An 18,441-nucleotide genomic window follows, 5' to 3' on the forward strand; every position below is an offset into this window, starting at 1 on the left:
CCGAGATCATGTCGAGCACGACCATCAGCGGAAAGCCAGCGGCACCGGCCGTGCCGTCCGATCACATCGATCCGAAGAAAGCCATCGCCTTCGTGGCGATGGTCTTCGGCATGTTCATGGCCATTCTCGACATCCAGATCGTTTCGGCATCGCTTGCCGAAATTCAGGCGGGTTTGAGCGCAAGCTCCGACGAGATTTCCTGGGTCCAGACCTCCTATCTCATCGCCGAAGTCATCATGATCCCGCTGTCCGGCTTCCTCGGCCGGCTCCTGTCGACGCGCGTTCTCTTCACCATTTCGGCAGCGGGCTTCACCGCGGCCAGCATCCTGTGTGCCACGGCCACCAACATCGACCAGATGATCGTCTACCGCGCCATCCAGGGTTTCATCGGCGGCGGCATGATCCCCAGCGTGTTCGCGGCAGCCTTCACCATCTTCCCGCCCTCCAAGCGCTCGGTCGTCTCGCCCATCATCGGCCTCGTGGCCACGCTGGCGCCGACCATCGGGCCGACCGTCGGCGGCTATCTCAGCCACGCCTTTTCCTGGCACTGGCTGTTCCTCGTCAACGTCATTCCCGGCATCATCGTTGCCTTTGCCGCCTGGAACCTCATCGATTTCGACAAGGGCGACAAGTCGCTGTTCAGCAAGTTCGACTGGTGGGGTCTGGCCGGCATGGGCGCGTTCCTCGGCTCGCTCGAATACGTGCTCGAGGAAGGTCCGCGCAATGACTGGCTGCAGGACAGCACGATCTTCTTCTTTGCCATCGTTCTCGTCCTCGGTGCGCTGCTCTTCTTCTATCGCGCCTTCACCGCCGAGGAGCCGATCGTCGACCTGCGCGCCTTCAAGAACCTCAATTTCGCCTTCGGCTCGGTGTTCTCCTTCATCATGGGCGTCGGCCTCTATGGCCTGACCTATCTCTATCCGCTCTATCTCGGCCGCATCCGGGGATATGACGCGCTGATGATCGGCGAAGCCCTGTTCGTCAGCGGTCTCGCCATGTTCATGACGGCACCCGTCGCCGGCTTCCTGTCCAACCGGATGGATCCGCGCCTGATGATGATGATCGGCTTCATCGGTTTTGCCGCGGGCACCTGGACCATGACCGGCCTCACCGCCGATTGGGATTTCTATGAATTGCTGCTGCCGCAGATCCTGCGCGGCTGCTCGCTGATGCTATGCATGGTGCCGATCAACAATCTGGCGCTCGGCACCCTGCCGCTGTCCCGGCTCAAGAACGCTTCGGGCCTGTTCAACCTGACACGCAACCTTGGCGGTGCCGTGGGCCTTGCCGTCATCAACACGATCTTGACGGATCGCGGTGTCAAGCATTACGCCCAGCTGTCCGAAAAGGTGCGTTGGGGTAATCCGGAAGCCGAGAATCTGATGGCCAGCATGGCCAAGAATTTCCAGTCGCACGGCATTGACGGCTCGTCTGCGGCACTCAGCCGGATTTCCGGCATGGTGCACCAGCAGGCCTCGCTGATGTCGTTCATGGACGTCTTCTATATCCTGACGATGCTGTTCGCCTCGCTGGCGCTTTTTGCCGTGCTCATGCGCAAACCGGCCCCTGCCGCCTCGGGCGGCGGAGGCGGCGGACACTAACATCCCTCGCGGTGGTCGTGCTTGGTTCGACAAGCGCACCACACCGCAGCTTTCCGCCACATCGTCATAATGACCGGTTTCCCCACGGGATTTGCGCCGAATTGCCGCCCGAATCCGGCACGGCAATCCAGCCGGGAAAAGCAGCGCGACAGCACCCCGCCAGAGGCGGTCATTCCCCGAATTTTTGCAAAATAATGTTAGTCCGCTAACCGGATTTTTCCTGCCCCGGCCGATCCTTGTGGATGAGCATGTCGCAGGAAATCAAATGCGACATTCATTATTCGGCTAACTGCCGCTCATGCCAATCTTTTTGTCGTTATGGGAGCAATTCAGCCGACTGTCCGGACACTGTCATAATTCTCTCACGTGCGAATTGCTAAGCCACCAAAAAAATGTTTCACTTCTTTCCACTGCTCAGCAAAAGACGTTCGCGAGCCTGTCATCTAACTGACATGAGAGCCCTATATCGGGAGGCAGGAACGTCGAAAACAGAGCCAATGACGTTTGTCGCTTAAACAGGGGTGTTAAAATGGTTGTTTCTTCAAAACGCTTGCTCTCTCTATCGACAGCGCTGCTGTTCGCAAGCACCACGCTTTCGTTCGCGGATGCACCGGCTGATCTGGTTGCCGCCGCGAAAAAGGAAGGATCGCTGACGACCATCGCATTGCCGCACGACTGGTGTGGTTATGGCGATATCATTGCCGGTTTCAAGGCAAAGTACGGCCTGACCGTCAACGAACTCAATCCGGATGCCGGATCGAAGGACGAAGTCGAAGCGATCAAGGCCAACAAGGACAACAAGGGCCCGCAGGCGCCTGACGTCATCGACGTCGGTCTTTCCTTTGGCCCCGATGCCAAGAAAGACGGCCTGACACAGCCTTACAAGGTTTCCACCTGGGATTCGATCCCGGCCGAACTGAAGGATGCCGACGGCCACTGGTATGGCGACTATTACGGCGTCATGTCACTCGAAGTGAATACCGACATCGTCAAGAACGTTCCGAAGGATTGGGCTGATCTGCTCAAGCCGGAATATGCCAACACTGTTGCGCTTGCCGGTGATCCCCGCGCCTCCAACCAAGCCATTCTCGCCGTACAGGCTGCCGGTGCATCGACTGGTGCCAAGCCCGGCGCTGCTGCTGCCGAAGCCGGCCTGAAGTATTTTGCCGACCTCAACAAGGCAGGCAATTTCGTTCCGGTCATCGGCAAATCGGGCACGCTGGCACAGGGTGCAACCCCGATCATCATCACCTGGGATTATAACGCCCTCGCTGGTCGTGATACGCTCAAGGGCAATCCGCCGGTTGAAGTCGTCGTTCCCGCATCGGGCGTTCTGGCCGGTGTCTATGTCCAGGCTATCAGCGCCTATGCACCGCATCCCAATGCCGCCAAGCTGTGGATGGAATATCTTTATTCCGACGAAGGCCAGATCGGTTACCTCAAAGGCTATTGCCACCCGACCCGCTTCAAGGATCTGATAAAGAACAACAAGGTACCGAAGGAAGTCCTCGACAAGCTGCCGCCAGCAGCAGCCTACGAAAAGGCTTTCTTCCCGACGCTTGATGAACAGGCTGCCGCCAAGGAAGTCATCACCAAGGGCTGGGACAAGGTTGTCGGCGCCAACGTCAAGTAATCTCTGACCATCGGATCCCCGTGGAAACATCCGCGGGGATTCCCTTTTTCAGAGACAAGGCGCGCCCTGCCTGAACCAACGGTCAGTTTGTTCGCTTCGCAATTGATGCGGTAGCGTCTATAATGCAGCTCAGAAAGCGGTCTTCAAAATCCATGAGTGTGATTTCAGAAGCAAGCACCTCCTCTATCCCACCTGCCGCCACCCAGGAGCGCAAGCGCTTGTCGCTTGACTGGCTCGGTGTCATGCCGTTCTTCCTGTTTGCCGTGATGTTCCTGGTTTTGCCGACGATCTATCTCGTCGCCGGGGCGTTCCAGGATGCGCAGGGCAATCTGACGTTCGCCAATCTCGCCAACCTGTTCCAGCCGTCCATCATGGATGCCTACTGGATTTCGATCAAGATCTCGCTGACATCGGCGCTGCTTGGCGCGTTCATCGGTTTCAGCATCGCCGCGGCCATTACCCTGGGCGGCCTGCCGAGCTGGATCCGGGCGCCGATGATGACGTTTTCCGGCGTCGCCTCGAATTTCGCCGGCGTTCCGCTGGCCTATGCCTTTCTGTTCACGCTCGGACGGACGGGCCTCGTCACCTATCTCCTGGTCAACGTCTTCGGGTTCAATCTCTACGCGCACGGCTTCAATCTTCTCAGTTTCTGGGGCCTGACCATCACCTATCTCTATTTCCAGATTCCGCTGATGGTGCTGATCATCACGCCGGCGCTGGACGGGCTGAAGCGTGAATGGAAGGAAGCTGCCCTCATTCTCGGCGCAACCGGACCGCAATACTGGCGCATGGTCGCCTTCCCGATCCTGTGGCCTGCCCTGCTTGGCACCATTCTCCTGCTTTTCGCCAATTCCTTCGGTGCCATCGCCACAGCCTATGCGCTGACCGGCTCATCCCTCAGCATCGTCCCGATCGTCCTCTACGCGCAGATCCGCGGCGACGTCCTGCAGGACCCGCAGCTCGGCTATGCCCTGGCCTTCGGCATGATCGTCATCACCGGCATTTCCAACGGCATCTACATCTGGATGCGCGCCCGCAGTGAACGGTGGCTCAAATGAAGATCAATCGTTTCTGGTCCTGGCTCGCCCTCGCATTCGGCATTCTCTATTTTGCCCTGCCGCTGATAGGCCTGTTTGAATTTTCGCTGCGCATGCGGCGCGGGGTCTATTCGCTCGATGCCTATTGGGTCGTGCTGAGCGACCCCGGTTTTCAGGCGACGTTCGCCTATTCCGTTGTGATGGCCATCGCCACCATTTGTGTGGGTGTGCTGCTCATCGTTCCCACGGCCTATTGGGTGCGGCTGCGCCTGCCGGGCTGGCGGCCGTTCATCGAGTTCATCACGCTGCTGCCGCTGGTCATTCCGGCAATTGTCATCGTGTTCGGCTATATCAGGCTGTACAACACCTCCTCGATCCTGCCGCTGACGGGCTCGGCCGTGGGCACGAACATCCTTTTGTGCTTCGGCTACACGACGCTGGCCCTGCCCTATATGTACCGCGCCGTCGATACCGGTCTCGGTGCCATCGATATCCGCACCATGACGGAAGCCGCCGAAAGCCTTGGGGCAAGCCGGATAACCATCATGTCGCGCATCATCCTGCCCAATGTGCTCGTCGCGGTTCTCTCCGGCGCATTTCTGACCTTCGCCATCGTCATCGGCGAATTCACCATGGCAGCCCTCTTGAACCGTCCGGCTTTCGGGCCGTTCCTGCAGCTGCTCGGCGCCAATCGTGCCTATGAACCGGCGGCGCTCTCCGTCATCGCCTTTGCCATAACCTGGGTTTGTATGGGGCTTATCCAGGTCGTCACCCGCTTCAACAAATCCCTCGCTGCAACCAAGCGATAATCGGGAACCTTGCCAATGTCATTTCTCACCATCAGCCATTTGAAAAAGAGTTTTGGAGCCACGACGGTTGTTCATGATTTCAACCTGAGCATCGAGAAGGGTGAATTCATTTCCTTCCTCGGCCCCAGCGGTTGCGGCAAGACAACGGTGCTGCGCATGGTCGCCGGTTTCGAAACCCCGACATCCGGCACGATCAGCATCGGCGGCAAGGACGTCGTCAACCTCAAGCCCAACCAGCGCAATATCGGCATGGTGTTCCAGGCCTATGCGCTTTTCCCCAACATGACCGTGGCACAGAATGTCGCCTTCGGCCTGAAGGTTGCCAAGAAGCCGCAGGCGGAGATCAATGCGACGGTGCACGAGATGCTGTCGCTGATCAAGCTCGACCATCTGGCCGAACGTTTCCCCTATCAGCTCTCGGGCGGCCAGCAGCAGCGCGTGGCGCTCGCCCGCGCCCTTGCCACCAAGCCGCAGGTTCTCCTGCTCGACGAACCGCTGTCGGCGCTCGACGCCAAGATCCGCGTGTCGCTGCGCGAGGAAATCCGGGCGATCCAGCGCAAGCTTGGCATCACCACGATTTTCGTCACCCACGACCAGGAAGAGGCCCTGTCGATCTCCGACCGTATCGTCGTGATGTATGAGGGCAAGGCCGAGCAGGTCGGCGCGCCATTCGAGATTTACAACCAGCCCTCATCGCGTTTCGTCGCATCCTTCGTCGGCACGCTCAACACGCTGGATGCGGTTGTGCGCGATGCGGCCACCGGCACCATCACCGTCGACGGCAAGGACGTGTCGATCGGTCTGAAGCGTCTCAACGGCCACAAGACCGGCGACAAGATTTCCCTCGCCGTGCGCCCGGAGGCCGTGAGCCTCGGCGGTGCGACCGGCAATCGCGAGACGACGCTGGACGGCAAGATCAACAGCGTGCACTTCCTCGGCTCGGTCATCCGCATCCGCGCCTCGCTCGGCCAGAACACCGTATCCTTCGATACGTTCAACGATCCGAGCGCGCCGCCGCCGGTGCCGGGCGAAGACGTCAAGGTCAGCCTTGCCGCCAAGGACCTGCTGGTTCTGGAGCACTGAAGGCCAATATTGCTTGCAATCGGCAATCATGCTATTAGCTAGGCTACATTAGCTAATAGGATACTATCCATGGTCACCGTGAATATGCACGAAGCCAAAACCAGGCTTTCAAGCCTGGTCGAGGGTTTGGAAACTGGTCGCGACAACGAGATCGTTCTGGCACGTAATGGCAAGCCCGTCGCCAGACTTGTGGCCTATAGTGCTCCGAAACGCTTCGGCGCAGCACACCATATTCTTGCTGGCTTGAACCTCCCTGAAACGGTGGAAGAGTTCAATGCAGGCGATGCCGAGATAGCAGCAGATTTTGCAGCGAGTGGCGAGCAAGACATTTTTCCATGAAAGTCTTGCTCGATACGCACATCGCGATCTGGATTGCTGCGGGCAACCCCAACGCTTCGCAGAAAATCAAGGATATTGCTGACGATCCCGAAAACTCCTTGTTCATCAGCAGCGCGGTCATATGGGAAATCGCGATCAAGCACGGCAAGGGACAGTTGGCTCTTCACCCGCTTGAGGCCAGGTCATCGTTTCATCAGACAGGAATGACCGAACTGCCAATCAGCGTTGACCACACACTGGCGCTTACTTCGTTGGCCCAATACCCGGATCATGCAGACCCGTTTGATCGCATAATGATTGCCCAAGCTCTGTACGAAGCGATGCCATTGTTGACCGCCGACAAGAAACTTTGGCGCTATCATCAAACGCTCGTCATTCCTGCTTGATCGGACCAAGCAAAAAGGCGCTGTTTCCAGCGCCTTTAATTTGACGATTGAAGCAGGCCCGGAGCCTATCCTTCAATCGCTTCGTCCAGCAGCTTGAGCGCTGCTTTCTTTGTCAGTTTGACCGGATTGCCGCCAGCGGTCGGATCGACAATCGCCATGTCGGCGATCAGTTCCTTCTGCTTCTTGCTCATGTTGAGATCCTTGATCAGACCGGGCAGCGCATGCGGCACCTTCAGCTCCTTGCGCAGCTTGATGATCGCCTTGGCAAAGCCGTCGAACCCGCCCTTGATGCCGATATAGCTGGCCAGCCGCGCAATGCGCTCTTCCACCGCATCGCGGTTGAACGCCAGCACGTAGGGCATGAACACCGCGTTGGTCATGCCGTGATGCGTGTCATACAGCGCGCCGATGGGATGCGACAGCGAGTGGATCGCGCCGAGCCCCTTCTGGAAGGCGGTGGCGCCCATGGCCGCCGCGCTCATCATATGGGCGCGCGCCGTCAGGTCCTTGCCGTTGGCATAGGCCTTGGGCAGGTTTTCGAACACGAGGCGGATGCCCTCGACCGCGATGCCGTCGGCCATCGGGTGATAGCCCGGTGCACAATAGGCCTCGAGGCAATGCGCCAGCGCGTCCATGCCGGTACCGGCGGTGATGAAGGCGGGCATCCCCACCGAAAGCTCCGGATCGGCGATGACGATTGCCGGCAGCAGCTTCGGATGGAAGATCACCTTCTTGGTGTGGGTCTCTTCATTGGTGATGACACCGGCGCGGCCCACTTCCGAACCCGTTCCCGCCGTGGTCGGCACGGCAATGATCGGCGCGATGACATCGCTGTTGGCGCGCGTCCACCAGTCGCCCACATCCTCGAAATCCCAGACCGGCCTGGTCTGGCCCGCCTGGAAGGCGATAAGCTTGCCAAGGTCGAGTGCCGAACCGCCGCCGAAGGCGATGACGCCGTCATGCTTGCCCTTCTTGAACACGGCAATGCCGGCAGTGAGGTTGGATTCGACCGGGTTGGGTTTCACCTCGGAGAAAACGCCGTAGGGAACCTTGGCATCGTCGAGGATTTTCAGCGTGCTCGCCACCACCGGCAGCTTGGCCAGGCCGGGATCGGTGACGAACAACGGCTTCTTGATGCCGGTCGCTTCGAGAACCTCGGGCAGTTCCTTGATACGGCCCGCACCGAAGCGAACGGTGGTCGGGTAATTCCATTTGGAGATCAGCTTGCTCATCATGTGTCTCTTTCAGAAAATCAGATCGCTTCACGCAGGTGGAAGGATTTGGGACGGGTCAGGTTGCCATAGCCGATGGCGGACATGGCAGCGCCCCTGCCGGTTTCCTTGACGCCGGTCCACACCAGCGCCGGATCGATATAATCGCAGCGGTTCATGAACACCGTACCGGTTTCGATCCGCTCGCCGATGGCGGCGGCGCGGTCCGTATCGGTGGTCCACAGCGACGCCGTCAGGCCATACTGGCTGTCATTCATCAGCGCCAGTGCCTCCTCGTCATTGCGCACCTTCATGATGCCGACAATGGGGCCAAAGCTTTCCTCGCGCATGACGCTCATCTGGTGGTCGACGCCGGTCAGCACTTCGGGCGCGAGGTAGGGCGACCCGGCCGCGTCATTGGCAACGCGCATATTGACATGCGCCTTGGCGCCCTTGCGCAGGGCTTCCGCCTTCTGTTCACGGATGAGTTCGGCAAAGCGCGTCTGCGCCATCGGCCCCATCGTCGTTGCCGCGTCGAGCGGATTGCCGACCACATACTGCTTGGTCAGGTCGACAAAGCCGTCGACGAAACGGTCATAGACATCCGCATGCACATAGATGCGCTCGATGCCGCAGCAGCACTGGCCGGAGTTGAAGAAGGCGCCGTCGACCAGATTGGCCACCGCATGGTCGAGATTGACGTCCGGCAGTACATAGGCCGGGTCCTTGCCGCCGAGTTCAAGCCCGAGCGACATGAAGGTGCCCGCTGCCGCCTTTTCGATGGCGCGGCCGCCGCCGACCGAGCCGGTGAAATTGACATGGTCGATCCGGCCCGACCCCAGCAGTTTTTCGGTCTGGGCATGGTTCAGCACGATATTCTGGAAAACGCCCTTCGGCAGCCCGGCCGCAGCAAAAGCCTGGGCAAAGCGCTCGCCGACCAGCAGCGTCTGCGCCGCATGTTTGAGAATGACGGTATTACCAGCCATCAGCGCCGGGATGATCGTGTTGACGGCGGTCAGATACGGATAATTCCACGGCGCAATGACCATGACGACGCCCAGCGGCACGTGCTTGATGTAGCGGCGGAAGCCGGGCTTGTCGTTTTCGATGACCGGCGCAAGCGCCCGTTCGGCAATCCCGACCATGTAGCGGGTGCGTTCCTCCACGCCGCCCTTTTCGCCGCCATAGCGCACCGGGCGGCCCATCTGCCAGGCGATCTCCGGCACGATCTCGTCGTTCATGCCAAGCAAGGCATCCAGTGCCGCAAGGCAAAGCCGGCCGCGTTCGGCAATGCTGGTCTGCGACCAGCCGGCCTGCGCCTGCCTTGCCGCTTCCACGGCCGCGTCGATGGCCTTGTCCGTTGCAACGGGACGCTCCGCGTAGACGGAGCCGTCGATGGGGGTGATCAGTTTGACCGTCTCGGTCATGGGTAAACCTCTAGCCTGTGTTTTCCAAAAGCTGGCCCCGCCCCGCGGACGCATGCCGCGGGACAGGCCTTTGCCGTGATCTTCAATACCGTTCGAAACCGCGATGCAACTCCCAATCGGTGACGCGGCGGTCATATTCGAACTGCTCCCACTTGGCGGTGTGCACGTAATGCTCGACCACCTCGTCGCCGAGCGCCGTCTTCAGCATCTTCGACTTCGCCAGCGTTTCGGTCGCCTCGCGCAGGGTCTTGGGGATTTCCCGCAACCGCGCCCCGCCATAGGCATCGCCCTGGAACGGCTTGTCGAGTTCCAGCTTCTCGTCGATGCCTGCCAGGCCCGACGCGATCAGACCGGCAAAGGCGAGATAGGGATTGAGATCAGCCCCGCCGATGCGGCATTCGATGCGGATGCCCTTGGTGCCTTCGCCGCACAGGCGGAAGCCCGCCGTCCGGTTGTCGAGGCTCCAGACGTTCTTCGTCGGCGCAAAGGTGCCCGCCTGGAAGCGCTTGTAGGAGTTGATGTAGGGCGCAAGGAAGAAGGTGAAGTCGTCGGCATATTTCAGCTGCCCGGCCACCCACTGCCGCATCAGCGGCGACATGGTGTGTTCGGCGTTCTTGTCATAGAACAGCGGCGTCTTGCCATCTGCGCTCCACAGCGAGTTGTGCACGTGGCTGGAACTGCCCGCCAGCGCATAATCATATTTCGCCATGAAGGTGATTGCCTTGCCCATCTGGGTGGCGATTTCCTTGCAGCCGTTCTTCATGATCACATGCCGGTCGGCCATCTCCAGCGCTTCGGCATAGCGCACATTGATTTCTTCCTGGCCCGGCCCCCATTCGCCCTTGGAGTTTTCGACGGGAATGCCCGCATCGAACAGACCGTTGCGGATGGCGCGCATGACGGCGTCTTCCTTGGTGGTCATCTGGATCACATAGTCCTGGATGTAAGGCGATGCGGTGGTCATGCCCTTCCAGTGCTTGGCACGCGCACTCTCATAGGTCTCGTCGAACAGGTAGAATTCCAGTTCCGAGGCGAAGTAGGCGAGATAGCCCCGCTCCTTCAGCCGTGCCAGCTGGCGCTTCAGGATCGCGCGCGGCGAATGGGCGAGATCCTCGTGATGGTGATGGTCGAGAATATCGCACAGGACCAGCGCGCATTTTTCCAGCCACGGAATATGGCGGATGGTGGAAAGGTCGGGCTTGATGACGAAATCGCCATAGCCCTGTTTCCAGCTGGCCGCCTTGTAGCCGGGCACCGGCTCCATGTCGATGTCGTTGGCCAAGAGATAGTTGCAGCCGTGCGTCTCGTCATGGGCGGAGTCGACGAAGAAGCTGGCATGAAAGCGCTTGCCGATCAGGCGGCCCTGCATGTCGACGAAGCAGGCCAGCACCGTGTCAATTTCGCCATTGGTTACATGGCGCTTTAATTCGTCGAAACTCCAATGTCCGGGCATTTCTTGTCTATCCTCAAACAGAATTTGGATTGGGTCAAAAGACAGGGCGGCCGGCCCGAGCCCGCCGCCCCCGTTTTGCAATCAGCCGCGTTCGCCGACGGCCTTTTCAGCGGCAGCGATCTCGGCGGCACGCTTGGCCACGGCATCGCCGATGGGCGGGCCCTGGAAACGGCGGCGTTCGAAGCCGAACCAGACAACAGCCGTCACCACCAGGAAGCCGACGGTGATGTAGAGAGCCCATTCATTCGGCGGCTGGATGCCGATGATGAAGATCAGCGCCATGGCAAGGATCGACAGGATGGCGAACAGCTTGAACATGCCTTCACCCAGGTTCCATGGTCCCATCTTGTTCCATTTCGGCGTACCCCAGGCGAAAAAGCCCAGCGCGATCGGAATGGCGAAGGAGAAGAACAGGAAGATGACCGTGCAGGAAACGACCACCGAATAGACCGGCGTGTCACCGATGGACACCATGTTCGACCCCCAGACGAACAGCACCGCCAGCGTGGCGCCGGTCCAGATGGCGGCGACAGGCGTGCGGTATTGCGGGCTGACCTTCGACAACAGGCTCGATCCCGGCAACCCCTTGTCGCGGGCGAAGGCGAAAATCATGCGCGAGACCGAAGTTACCGTCGCCAGGCCGCAGAGGAACTGGCTGATGAAGATCAGGAAGTAGAGAATGTTCTTGACGACAGGATTGACCTGTTCGCCCATCGCCCAGAAGAACACGTTCCAGCCCTGTCCCGCCGCCGCATCCATGCTTGGCAGCATCAGCACGAACGAGCACAGCATGATGTAGCCGAATACGGCCGACCAGAGCACCGACGAAACCATGCCGCGCGGCACGGAATGCGCCGCCTTGACGGTTTCTTCGGAAGTATGGGCGGATGCGTCATAACCGGTGATCGTGTAGATCGGCAGCAGCAGGCCGAGCAGGAACACCCACAGGCTCGAGCTCGTTGGCCAGACGGGGCTGCCGGTCATCGATCCATCCGCTGCCGGCGTCGGCATGCCGGAATAGTTGGCGAATGTGAACAGGCGGCTGAATTCGAACGACTTGGCCGAAGCGAGGCAGACCACCGACAGGGCAATCGCCGTGGCGAAAATCAGATAGCCGGAAAAGTCGGTCAGCTTGGCGGTGAGGCCGATGCCCATATGGTTGACCAGGGCCTGGATGCCGGTCAGGACGATCAAGAAGATGATCTGCACCGTGATGGAATCCGTGATCCCGAGATAGGTGCCGAAGGCGCCGATGAAGAAATAATAGGTGCCGACATTGATCGCGCCGAGCACGGTGATCAGCCCGAGCAGGTTGAACCAGGCTGTCAGCCAGCCGGTGCCGCGATTGCCGAGGATCGAACCCCAGTGATAGAGGCCGCCTGCGGTCGGGTAAGCCGAGCTGATCTGCGCCATGGCGATGGCGAAAACCGCCGAGACCAGGCAGCCGAGCGGCCAGCCGATGCCGATGGCGGCACCGCCGGCACCCGCCGTCGCCTGCCCCAGCGAATTGATGCCGCCGGACAGGATGCAGATGATCGAAAACGAGATGGCGAAGTTGGAGAAACGGCTCATGCGCCGTTCCAGTTCCTGGGCATAGCCCATGCCGTGGAGAACTTTGATGTCCTCCGATTTATCCACGTCGGTATAATCTTGGTGTGTCATCGTACTCACGTTCCCCGTTATTTTTGAGAAATTTCTAACGTCAGATACCAATCCTTATGCGATCCTGTTTGCAGCCTTCCTGGTTGTGGAAAGCGGCCCCTGGGCAATTTCCTTCAAAATGGCCGAGAGGGTCCCGGCCCATGCTTTTTCTTCTTTGGGTGTGGTGATGAGATCGTTGCGGATCTCGATCATCACCGCGGCAAGCCCTTGCGCCGACGCATGGCGTTCAAGCGTGTAATAGACCCGGTCGGCGGGCGAATAGGGCTCATTGATGCCGACGCAGTATTGATCGAGCGCCTGCAGGCCCGCAATCAGCGGTGCGGCAACCTGATCGTAATCGTCATGGATGATGCCGATGTGCCAGGGCCGCTCGACCCCGCGATAGACCGGCGTGAAGGAATGCACCGCCACATAGACCGGCGCCGGAAAGCCCTTGCGCGCACGCTCCCGTGCCAGTTCTTCGATGGCCGCATGATAGGGCTGATGCGACAGCGCGATGCGCCGCTGCCTTTCCGCAGCATCGAGCCCCGTATTGGCGGGCACCGTGGTCAATTCGCTCGTGGCCGGGGTGAGATCGGGCGCATCGAGCGGCCGGTTGCAATCGATGATCAGCCGCGAGACACAGGATTCAACCAGCGGCGCATCCAGCAGCGCTGCCATCCCCTGGCTGACCCCCAGCGCGCCGGGGTCCCAGGCGATATGCTTTTGCAGATCGTCCGGCTCGAGGCCGAGACGGCCATAGGGCGCGGGAATGTGGTTGGAAGCGTGATCGCAGAGAATGACAAACGGCGAGCCACCATCGGGGTTGGATACCCGGACCGGCTCCCAGACACTGTGCGTGGCCTGCGATAATCCCATTTTGCCCTCTTCGGCAATTTGTACTTTGTATTACATTTTGTATTTTTATTTCCACTCACGTATGATTTGATACACAAGTCACAAAATTGTCAAATGCGAAAATTGCGTTTCTTGACTTTGACCGAAAGAAGTTTGATGGGAACAAGCATTTCCGAACTGATCAGCGAAAAAATCGATGCCATGTCGACGTCGGAACGCAAGGCCGCGCAGACCCTCATCGCCAACTACCCGCTGATCGGCCTGCGTACGGTGGCGGAGTTTTCGGCGCAGGCGGGGGTCAGTTCGCCGACGATCCTGCGTTTCGTCTCGCGTCTCGGCTTTCAGGGCTATCCGGAATTCCAGCAGGCCCTGCAGCAGGAGCTGGCAGCCCAGATCCAGTCGCCGCTCAACCGCGCGACAATCATTCAGTCATCCAAGGGCAGCGCCGCTTACCCCCTGATGGAAGCGGCCATCGAGAACATCCGTGAAACGTTTCACCATCTCTCGACGCAGCAGCTGGAAGATGCGACGGAGGCGCTCAGCCGCACCCGCACCCATGTCTATCTGCTCGGCGGCCGCTTCACCGATCCGATCGCCATCTACATGGCGGCACATCTGAAGATCATCCGTTCCGGCGTCACCCATCTCACCGGCCAGGAAAGCAACTGGCGCGATCAGTTGATCGACATGGGCAGGAAGGATGTCCTCGTCATCTTCGATATCCGCCGTTATCAGGACAGCCTCATCCGCTTCGCCGAGAAGGCGCAGGCGCGCGGTGTCGAGATCGTGCTGATCACCGACCAGTGGCTGTCCCCCATCGCCCGCTTCGCCCGCCATGTCATCGCCGGGCGCACGGCCGTCCCCTCGCCCTGGGACTCCTCCACCACGCTTTTCCTGATGGCGGAAACCCTGATCGCCGGGGTGACGCACAAGCTGCAGAACAGCAGCGCCGAACGCATCCGCGACATGGAACAGTTGCGTGACGGCTGAGATTGTCATTGCCCGGCAGGCACATTGATATACAAATGCTCACCCGGGCTCTGGGCCTGCGTTCGAATCGAATAAAGCAAGGACATAATCATGCAGCAAGCTGACATTGGATTGATCGGCCTTGGCGTCATGGGTGCCAATCTCGCGCTCAATATTGCCGAAAACGGTTATCGCGTCGCGGTGTACAACAGGACGGTGGAGAAGACCCACGCCTTCCATCAGGAAGCGGGCGCCCTCAAAGACAAGATCATTCCCTGCGAAACGCTGGAAGACCTGGCCAAAAACATCCGCGCACCCCGCCCGATCATCCTGATGGTGAAGGCAGGCGAGGCCGTCGATGAGCAGATTGCGGCGCTGAAGCCCTTCCTTGCCAAGGAAGACATCATCATCGATGCGGGCAATGCCAACTTCCATGATACGGTCCGCCGCCTGAAGGAACTCGGCGCCAATGATCCGACCTTCGTCGGCATGGGCGTTTCCGGCGGCGAGGAAGGCGCACGGCATGGCCCATCGATCATGGTCGGCGGCACGCCCGAATCCTATGCGCGCATCGAACCGGTCCTGACAGCCATTTCGGCGAAGTATGAGGGCGAATCCTGCGCCGCGCTGCTCGGCCCCGATGGCGCCGGTCACTTCGTCAAGACGATTCACAACGGCATCGAATATGCCGACATGCAGATGATCGCCGAAATATACGGCATCCTGCGCGATGGTCTCGGGCTGTCGCCGGTTGAAATCGGCAAAATTTTCGACAAGTGGAACAAGGGCCCGCTCAATTCCTACCTGATCGAAATCACCGCCAAGGTGCTCGCCGCCACCGACACGGAAACCGGCAAGCCGGCCGTCGAGATCATCGTCGACAGCGCGGGCCAGAAGGGCACCGGCCGCTGGGCTGCCATCGAGGCGCAGATGCTCGGCATCCCCGCAACCGGCATTGAAGCGGCGGTTGCCGCGCGCTCGATTTCCGCGCTGCGCGGCGAACGCGCCAAGGCGGCCAAGGCCTATGCCTCGCTCGGCACGCCCAAGCTTGCGGGCACGGACCAGTCCTTCATCGACGCACTCGAACAGGGCCTGCTGGCCGGCAAGATTGCCGCCTATGCGCAAGGCTTTGCCGTCATGTCAGGTGCTTCGGCCGAGCATGGCTGGAACATCCCGCTCGACACCACGGCGAAAATCTGGCGCGCCGGCTGCATCATCCGTTCGCAGTTTCTCGACGAGATCGCCTCGGCTTTCGCCGGTGGCGGCCAGGACAATCTGCTGTTGGCGCCATCCTTCGTCGAACGCATGAAGACAGCATCGACGGCGTTGCGCGATGTGGTTGCCAAGGCGGCCGTGGCCGGTCTGCCGACCCCGGCGCTCGCTGCTGCTCTCGGCTATTTCGATGGCTACCGGCAGGCGCGCGGCACGGCCAATCTCATCCAGGCGCAGCGGGACTTCTTCGGCGCGCACGGCTTCAAGCGCGTGGACAAGGAAGGCGATTTCCACGGCCCGTGGTCGGATGTCGGCTGACAATTTCAAGCGCTAAAATGATTGCCTGAAACCGCCTCCGCCAACGGGGCGGTTTCTTTTTGGGTTGATCACGGCGTTCCCCGCGCTCCGCTCGGCGGGGTGGCGTGGATGCGGCCCCACGCCCGGCGCAGCTGCCGCGCCGAGGCAAACCCCGTGCGCTCCGCCACACCCTCCATATCCAGCCGCGTATGGCTGAGGATTTCCTGCGCCAGCGCCACCCGCAGGCGGTTGAGATAATCGGGAATGCTCATTCCGGCATGTTCGTTGAACAGGCGCGACAGGTGCCGCGGGCTGGTTGCGGCGATATCCGCCAGGCTTTCCAGCGTCCAGTGTTGCGCCGGGTCGGCGGCGAGCCGGTCCTGCACCCGGTGGATCGCCGGGTGGATGTGGTTGCGTCCGTCCAGCCATGGCGACCATTGCGGATCGCTGCCGCTGCGCCGGAGATAAACCACCAGATAGCGCGCGACAGCCACCGCGCAGGCCGGACCGGCCATCTCGCTGACCAGATGCAGCATCAGGTCGATACCCGCCGTGATCCCCGCACTTGAGTAACGGTTGCCGTCCTCGACATAGAGCCGGTTGTCCAGCACCCGCGCCGTCGGCACCAGCGCGCGCAGCTCGTCAACCGAAGCAAAATGCGTGGTACAGATGCGGTCATCGAACAGGCCGGCACGCGCCGCCAGCAAGGCGCCGGAGCAGATCGTCACCAGCGTCTGGGCTTCCCCCACATGCGCTTTCAGCCAGGCGACAATGTCCGCATCGCGGTGTCCATGCGCCTCCGCCCCGCTGCTCGCCGCCGTGTCCAGCAGCGTCGTGGTATCACCCGCCAGCATGATCATCGCATCATCCGGCACATGGTCGGGCAACGGCTCGATGCCGCTGATGGTCAAGCCGATGGACGTGGTGACACTGGCCAGCGGGCCGACATAGCGCACGTCGAAATGCACCGCGCTCTGTTCCAGATTGGCCTTGCGCAGCACCTCCACCGGTCCGGCAATGTCCAGCAGCAGCGCCCTTGCGGGCACCACCACCAGAACATCGATATGACGGGATTGCTCGGGCTTCATGCGGCCAGCGCCTGCCCCGCCCCGTTCAACGCCTCGTCGACCGTCACGATCCGGGCAAAGCGTCCGGCCAGCACCAGCTCGGTGCGGGCGCGGATCTCGTCGGCACTGAAGATGCGCCCGGCGGCATTGGTCATGGCGAAGGTCAGCGTCGCCTCGGAGACGTAATCGACGGTATAGCCGAGATCCGAGGCATGGCGCGTGGTGGTCTCGCAGCACTGTTCGGTGCGGATACCCGACACCAGCAGCTTGCGGATACCGTTCTCGGTCAGCCAGACATCGAGCCCGCTGCCGACAAGCGCACTGTGCCGGGCCTTGTGGAACACGACATCGGCTTCGAGCGAAACCGGTGCCAGCGGCTTGATGAAGCCGGAGTCCAGTGCAAACGGGCCATCGCCGTCGACATGGAAAATCTGGATGACCGGAAGGCCGGCAGCCTTGGCGCCATCGATCAGCCGCTGAATATTGGCAATGAAAGCCTGTGCTTCGGCTTCGTTCCAGTAGGCGCGCTGGCGGAAGGATTCCTGCACGTCGATGACGATGAGAGCGGTATCTGCGGACATTTCTGGCATCTCCTGTGTGTTGATATCCCAACAGTACAATGCGATGCAATCGGCAGATACGCATGCAGCGGACGAGAAGCGGACAAAAAAGGACATCGATCGCATTCCTTGCACTTCCATATGGTGCGTGGTTCGACAAGCTCACCATGAGGGAGGGAGTTGGCTGCAAGGCTAATTCTGCAATGTTGCTGAATACAGTTCCCTGCAATCCTCCACTTCCCTCATGGTGAGCTTGTCGAACCACGCACCAACTCCATTGCAAGCGTTGTCAAAGATTAAAGAACCATGCACGCTCACTGTCTCCGCCACGGAGACAATCCATCAAGCGGCGGACAGCTTCCGCGATGGCATCCGGCATTCCATATGTGAGGCAACACAGTGCAATCCATGGCTCAGGTGCAAAAGCACCGGGCGGAAGGGACGGATATGTCGACGCATTCCTATCAGCACCGCATGCATGCGGCGCAAACCCCGAACAGCCCCCTGTTCTTCGTCTTTCACGGAACGGGCGGCGACGAGAACCAGTTCTTCGATTTCGCCCGCCGCCTGATCCCGTCAGCCGGTATCGTCTCGCCGCGCGGCGATGTCTCGGAACATGGTGCCGCGCGCTTTTTCCGCCGCACCGCCGAGGGCATCTACGACATGGACGATCTCGCCGTGCGGACACGGGCCATGGCGGATTTTGTCAAAGCCCATAAGGACGCTGCCAATCCATCCGACGTTGTCGGTCTTGGCTATTCGAACGGCGCCAACATTCTTGCCTCGGTCATGCTGGAGCAACCTGAGCTGTTTGACGCGGCCGTCCTGATGCATCCGCTGATTCCGTGGACACCGGCG

At 60.4% G+C, this 18,441-nt stretch carries 17 protein-coding genes; 10 read left to right on the forward strand and 7 right to left on the reverse strand.

Annotated elements, in window-relative coordinates; translation table 11 throughout:
* Positions 1-8 precede the first annotated feature (8 nt).
* From RDL77_RS19720 to RDL77_RS19750, 7 genes are all read left to right on the forward strand, one after another.
* On the forward strand, positions 9-1,601 hold the full coding sequence (locus RDL77_RS19720) for a DHA2 family efflux MFS transporter permease subunit (protein WP_288194404.1): 1,593 nt from the start codon (positions 9-11) through the stop codon (positions 1,599-1,601).
* A gap of 529 nt (positions 1,602-2,130) precedes the next feature.
* Entirely contained in the window at positions 2,131-3,234 is a 1,104-nt protein-coding gene (locus tag RDL77_RS19725) for an ABC transporter substrate-binding protein (RefSeq protein ID WP_223612458.1), read from the forward strand.
* 242 nt (positions 3,235-3,476) lie between these two features.
* Positions 3,477-4,292 (forward strand): ABC transporter permease, encoded by an 816-nt coding sequence (locus RDL77_RS19730; RefSeq protein WP_374042761.1) that lies wholly within the window; start codon positions 3,477-3,479, stop codon positions 4,290-4,292.
* Complete coding sequence (locus RDL77_RS19735) at positions 4,289-5,080, forward strand: ABC transporter permease (protein WP_226904610.1); 792 nt, start codon at positions 4,289-4,291, stop codon at positions 5,078-5,080. The genes RDL77_RS19730 and RDL77_RS19735 overlap by 4 nt, the downstream gene beginning before the upstream one ends.
* 15 nt (positions 5,081-5,095) lie before the next feature.
* Positions 5,096-6,163 (forward strand): ABC transporter ATP-binding protein, encoded by a 1,068-nt coding sequence (locus RDL77_RS19740; RefSeq protein WP_223612456.1) that lies wholly within the window; start codon positions 5,096-5,098, stop codon positions 6,161-6,163.
* A gap of 69 nt (positions 6,164-6,232) precedes the next feature.
* Positions 6,233-6,502: a type II toxin-antitoxin system Phd/YefM family antitoxin gene (locus RDL77_RS19745; protein WP_223612455.1), complete on the forward strand. Its 270-nt coding sequence runs from the start codon at positions 6,233-6,235 to the stop codon at positions 6,500-6,502.
* A complete protein-coding gene (locus tag RDL77_RS19750) occupies positions 6,499-6,888 on the forward strand; it encodes a type II toxin-antitoxin system VapC family toxin (protein WP_223612454.1) in 390 nt (129 codons plus the stop codon). Before RDL77_RS19745 ends, RDL77_RS19750 begins: the two co-directional genes overlap by 4 nt.
* 65 nt (positions 6,889-6,953) lie before the next feature.
* On the opposite strand, the gene RDL77_RS19755 is transcribed toward RDL77_RS19750, so the two are convergent.
* The 5 genes from RDL77_RS19755 to RDL77_RS19775 all read right to left on the reverse strand — a co-directional run bounded on the left by RDL77_RS19755 (position 6,954) and on the right by RDL77_RS19775 (position 13,499).
* A complete protein-coding gene (locus tag RDL77_RS19755) occupies positions 6,954-8,120 on the reverse strand; it encodes an iron-containing alcohol dehydrogenase (protein WP_223612453.1) in 1,167 nt (388 codons plus the stop codon).
* 20 nt (positions 8,121-8,140) lie between these two features.
* On the reverse strand, positions 8,141-9,526 hold the full coding sequence (locus RDL77_RS19760) for an aldehyde dehydrogenase family protein (protein ID WP_223612452.1): 1,386 nt from the start codon (positions 9,524-9,526) through the stop codon (positions 8,141-8,143).
* 82 nt (positions 9,527-9,608) lie between these two features.
* Positions 9,609-10,979 carry a glutamine synthetase family protein gene (locus RDL77_RS19765; protein ID WP_223612451.1) on the reverse strand — a complete coding sequence of 457 codons (1,371 nt, stop codon included), beginning with the start codon at positions 10,977-10,979 and terminating at the stop codon, positions 9,609-9,611.
* Between the two features lie 81 nt (positions 10,980-11,060).
* Positions 11,061-12,641, reverse strand: coding sequence for an amino acid permease (locus tag RDL77_RS19770; RefSeq protein WP_288194407.1), 1,581 nt, complete (start codon positions 12,639-12,641; stop codon positions 11,061-11,063).
* A gap of 54 nt (positions 12,642-12,695) precedes the next feature.
* Positions 12,696-13,499, reverse strand: a complete 804-nt coding sequence (locus RDL77_RS19775; RefSeq protein WP_288194408.1) for an N-formylglutamate amidohydrolase — start codon at positions 13,497-13,499, stop codon at positions 12,696-12,698.
* Positions 13,500-13,634: 135 nt separating this feature from the next.
* Here RDL77_RS19775 and RDL77_RS19780 point away from each other — a divergent pair, with 135 nt between their 5' ends.
* The gene (locus RDL77_RS19780; RefSeq protein WP_288194409.1) at positions 13,635-14,468 is read left to right on the forward strand and encodes a MurR/RpiR family transcriptional regulator; all 834 of its coding nucleotides are present in this window, start codon (positions 13,635-13,637) and stop codon (positions 14,466-14,468) included.
* A gap of 90 nt (positions 14,469-14,558) precedes the next feature.
* The gene (gene gndA, locus RDL77_RS19785; protein WP_288194411.1) at positions 14,559-15,977 is read left to right on the forward strand and encodes an NADP-dependent phosphogluconate dehydrogenase; all 1,419 of its coding nucleotides are present in this window, start codon (positions 14,559-14,561) and stop codon (positions 15,975-15,977) included.
* A 68-nt stretch (positions 15,978-16,045) separates the two neighbouring features.
* On the opposite strand, the gene RDL77_RS19790 is transcribed toward gndA, so the two are convergent.
* Positions 16,046-17,044 (reverse strand): GlxA family transcriptional regulator, encoded by a 999-nt coding sequence (locus RDL77_RS19790; protein ID WP_288194413.1) that lies wholly within the window; start codon positions 17,042-17,044, stop codon positions 16,046-16,048.
* Positions 17,041-17,604 carry an isochorismatase family protein gene (locus RDL77_RS19795; RefSeq protein ID WP_288194415.1) on the reverse strand — a complete coding sequence of 188 codons (564 nt, stop codon included), beginning with the start codon at positions 17,602-17,604 and terminating at the stop codon, positions 17,041-17,043. Before RDL77_RS19795 ends, RDL77_RS19790 begins: the two co-directional genes overlap by 4 nt.
* Before the next feature lie 426 nt (positions 17,605-18,030).
* Between RDL77_RS19795 and RDL77_RS19800 the strand changes: the two genes are divergently transcribed.
* A partial coding sequence (locus tag RDL77_RS19800; protein ID WP_288194417.1) for an alpha/beta hydrolase occupies positions 18,031-18,441 on the forward strand: 411 nt, incomplete at its 3' end.

Source organism: uncultured Phyllobacterium sp., from assembly GCF_902479695.1.
In the GTDB taxonomy this organism is placed as follows: Bacteria; Pseudomonadota; Alphaproteobacteria; order Rhizobiales; family Rhizobiaceae; genus Phyllobacterium; species Phyllobacterium calauticae.

Bases quoted from the DNA above. Each gene is read 5' to 3' on its own strand.
- RDL77_RS19725 (WP_223612458.1), top strand. From the start codon at position 2,131: ATGGTTGTTTCTTCAAAACGCTTGCTCTCTCTATCGACAGCGCTGCTG.
- RDL77_RS19735 (WP_226904610.1), top strand. From the start codon at position 4,289: ATGAAGATCAATCGTTTCTGGTCCTGGCTCGCCCTCGCATTCGGCATT.
- RDL77_RS19755 (WP_223612453.1), bottom strand. From the start codon at position 8,120: ATGAGCAAGCTGATCTCCAAATGGAATTACCCGACCACCGTTCGCTTC.
- RDL77_RS19765 (WP_223612451.1), bottom strand. From the start codon at position 10,979: ATGCCCGGACATTGGAGTTTCGACGAATTAAAGCGCCATGTAACCAAT.
- RDL77_RS19730 (WP_374042761.1), top strand. From the start codon at position 3,477: ATGCCGTTCTTCCTGTTTGCCGTGATGTTCCTGGTTTTGCCGACGATC.
- RDL77_RS19775 (WP_288194408.1), bottom strand. From the start codon at position 13,499: ATGGGATTATCGCAGGCCACGCACAGTGTCTGGGAGCCGGTCCGGGTA.
- gndA (WP_288194411.1), top strand. From the start codon at position 14,559: ATGCAGCAAGCTGACATTGGATTGATCGGCCTTGGCGTCATGGGTGCC.
- RDL77_RS19770 (WP_288194407.1), bottom strand. From the start codon at position 12,641: ATGACACACCAAGATTATACCGACGTGGATAAATCGGAGGACATCAAA.
- RDL77_RS19745 (WP_223612455.1), top strand. From the start codon at position 6,233: ATGGTCACCGTGAATATGCACGAAGCCAAAACCAGGCTTTCAAGCCTG.
- RDL77_RS19780 (WP_288194409.1), top strand. From the start codon at position 13,635: ATGGGAACAAGCATTTCCGAACTGATCAGCGAAAAAATCGATGCCATG.
- RDL77_RS19790 (WP_288194413.1), bottom strand. From the start codon at position 17,044: ATGAAGCCCGAGCAATCCCGTCATATCGATGTTCTGGTGGTGGTGCCC.
- RDL77_RS19760 (WP_223612452.1), bottom strand. From the start codon at position 9,526: ATGACCGAGACGGTCAAACTGATCACCCCCATCGACGGCTCCGTCTAC.
- RDL77_RS19720 (WP_288194404.1), top strand. From the start codon at position 9: ATGTCGAGCACGACCATCAGCGGAAAGCCAGCGGCACCGGCCGTGCCG.
- RDL77_RS19795 (WP_288194415.1), bottom strand. From the start codon at position 17,604: ATGTCCGCAGATACCGCTCTCATCGTCATCGACGTGCAGGAATCCTTC.
- RDL77_RS19740 (WP_223612456.1), top strand. From the start codon at position 5,096: ATGTCATTTCTCACCATCAGCCATTTGAAAAAGAGTTTTGGAGCCACG.
- RDL77_RS19750 (WP_223612454.1), top strand. From the start codon at position 6,499: ATGAAAGTCTTGCTCGATACGCACATCGCGATCTGGATTGCTGCGGGC.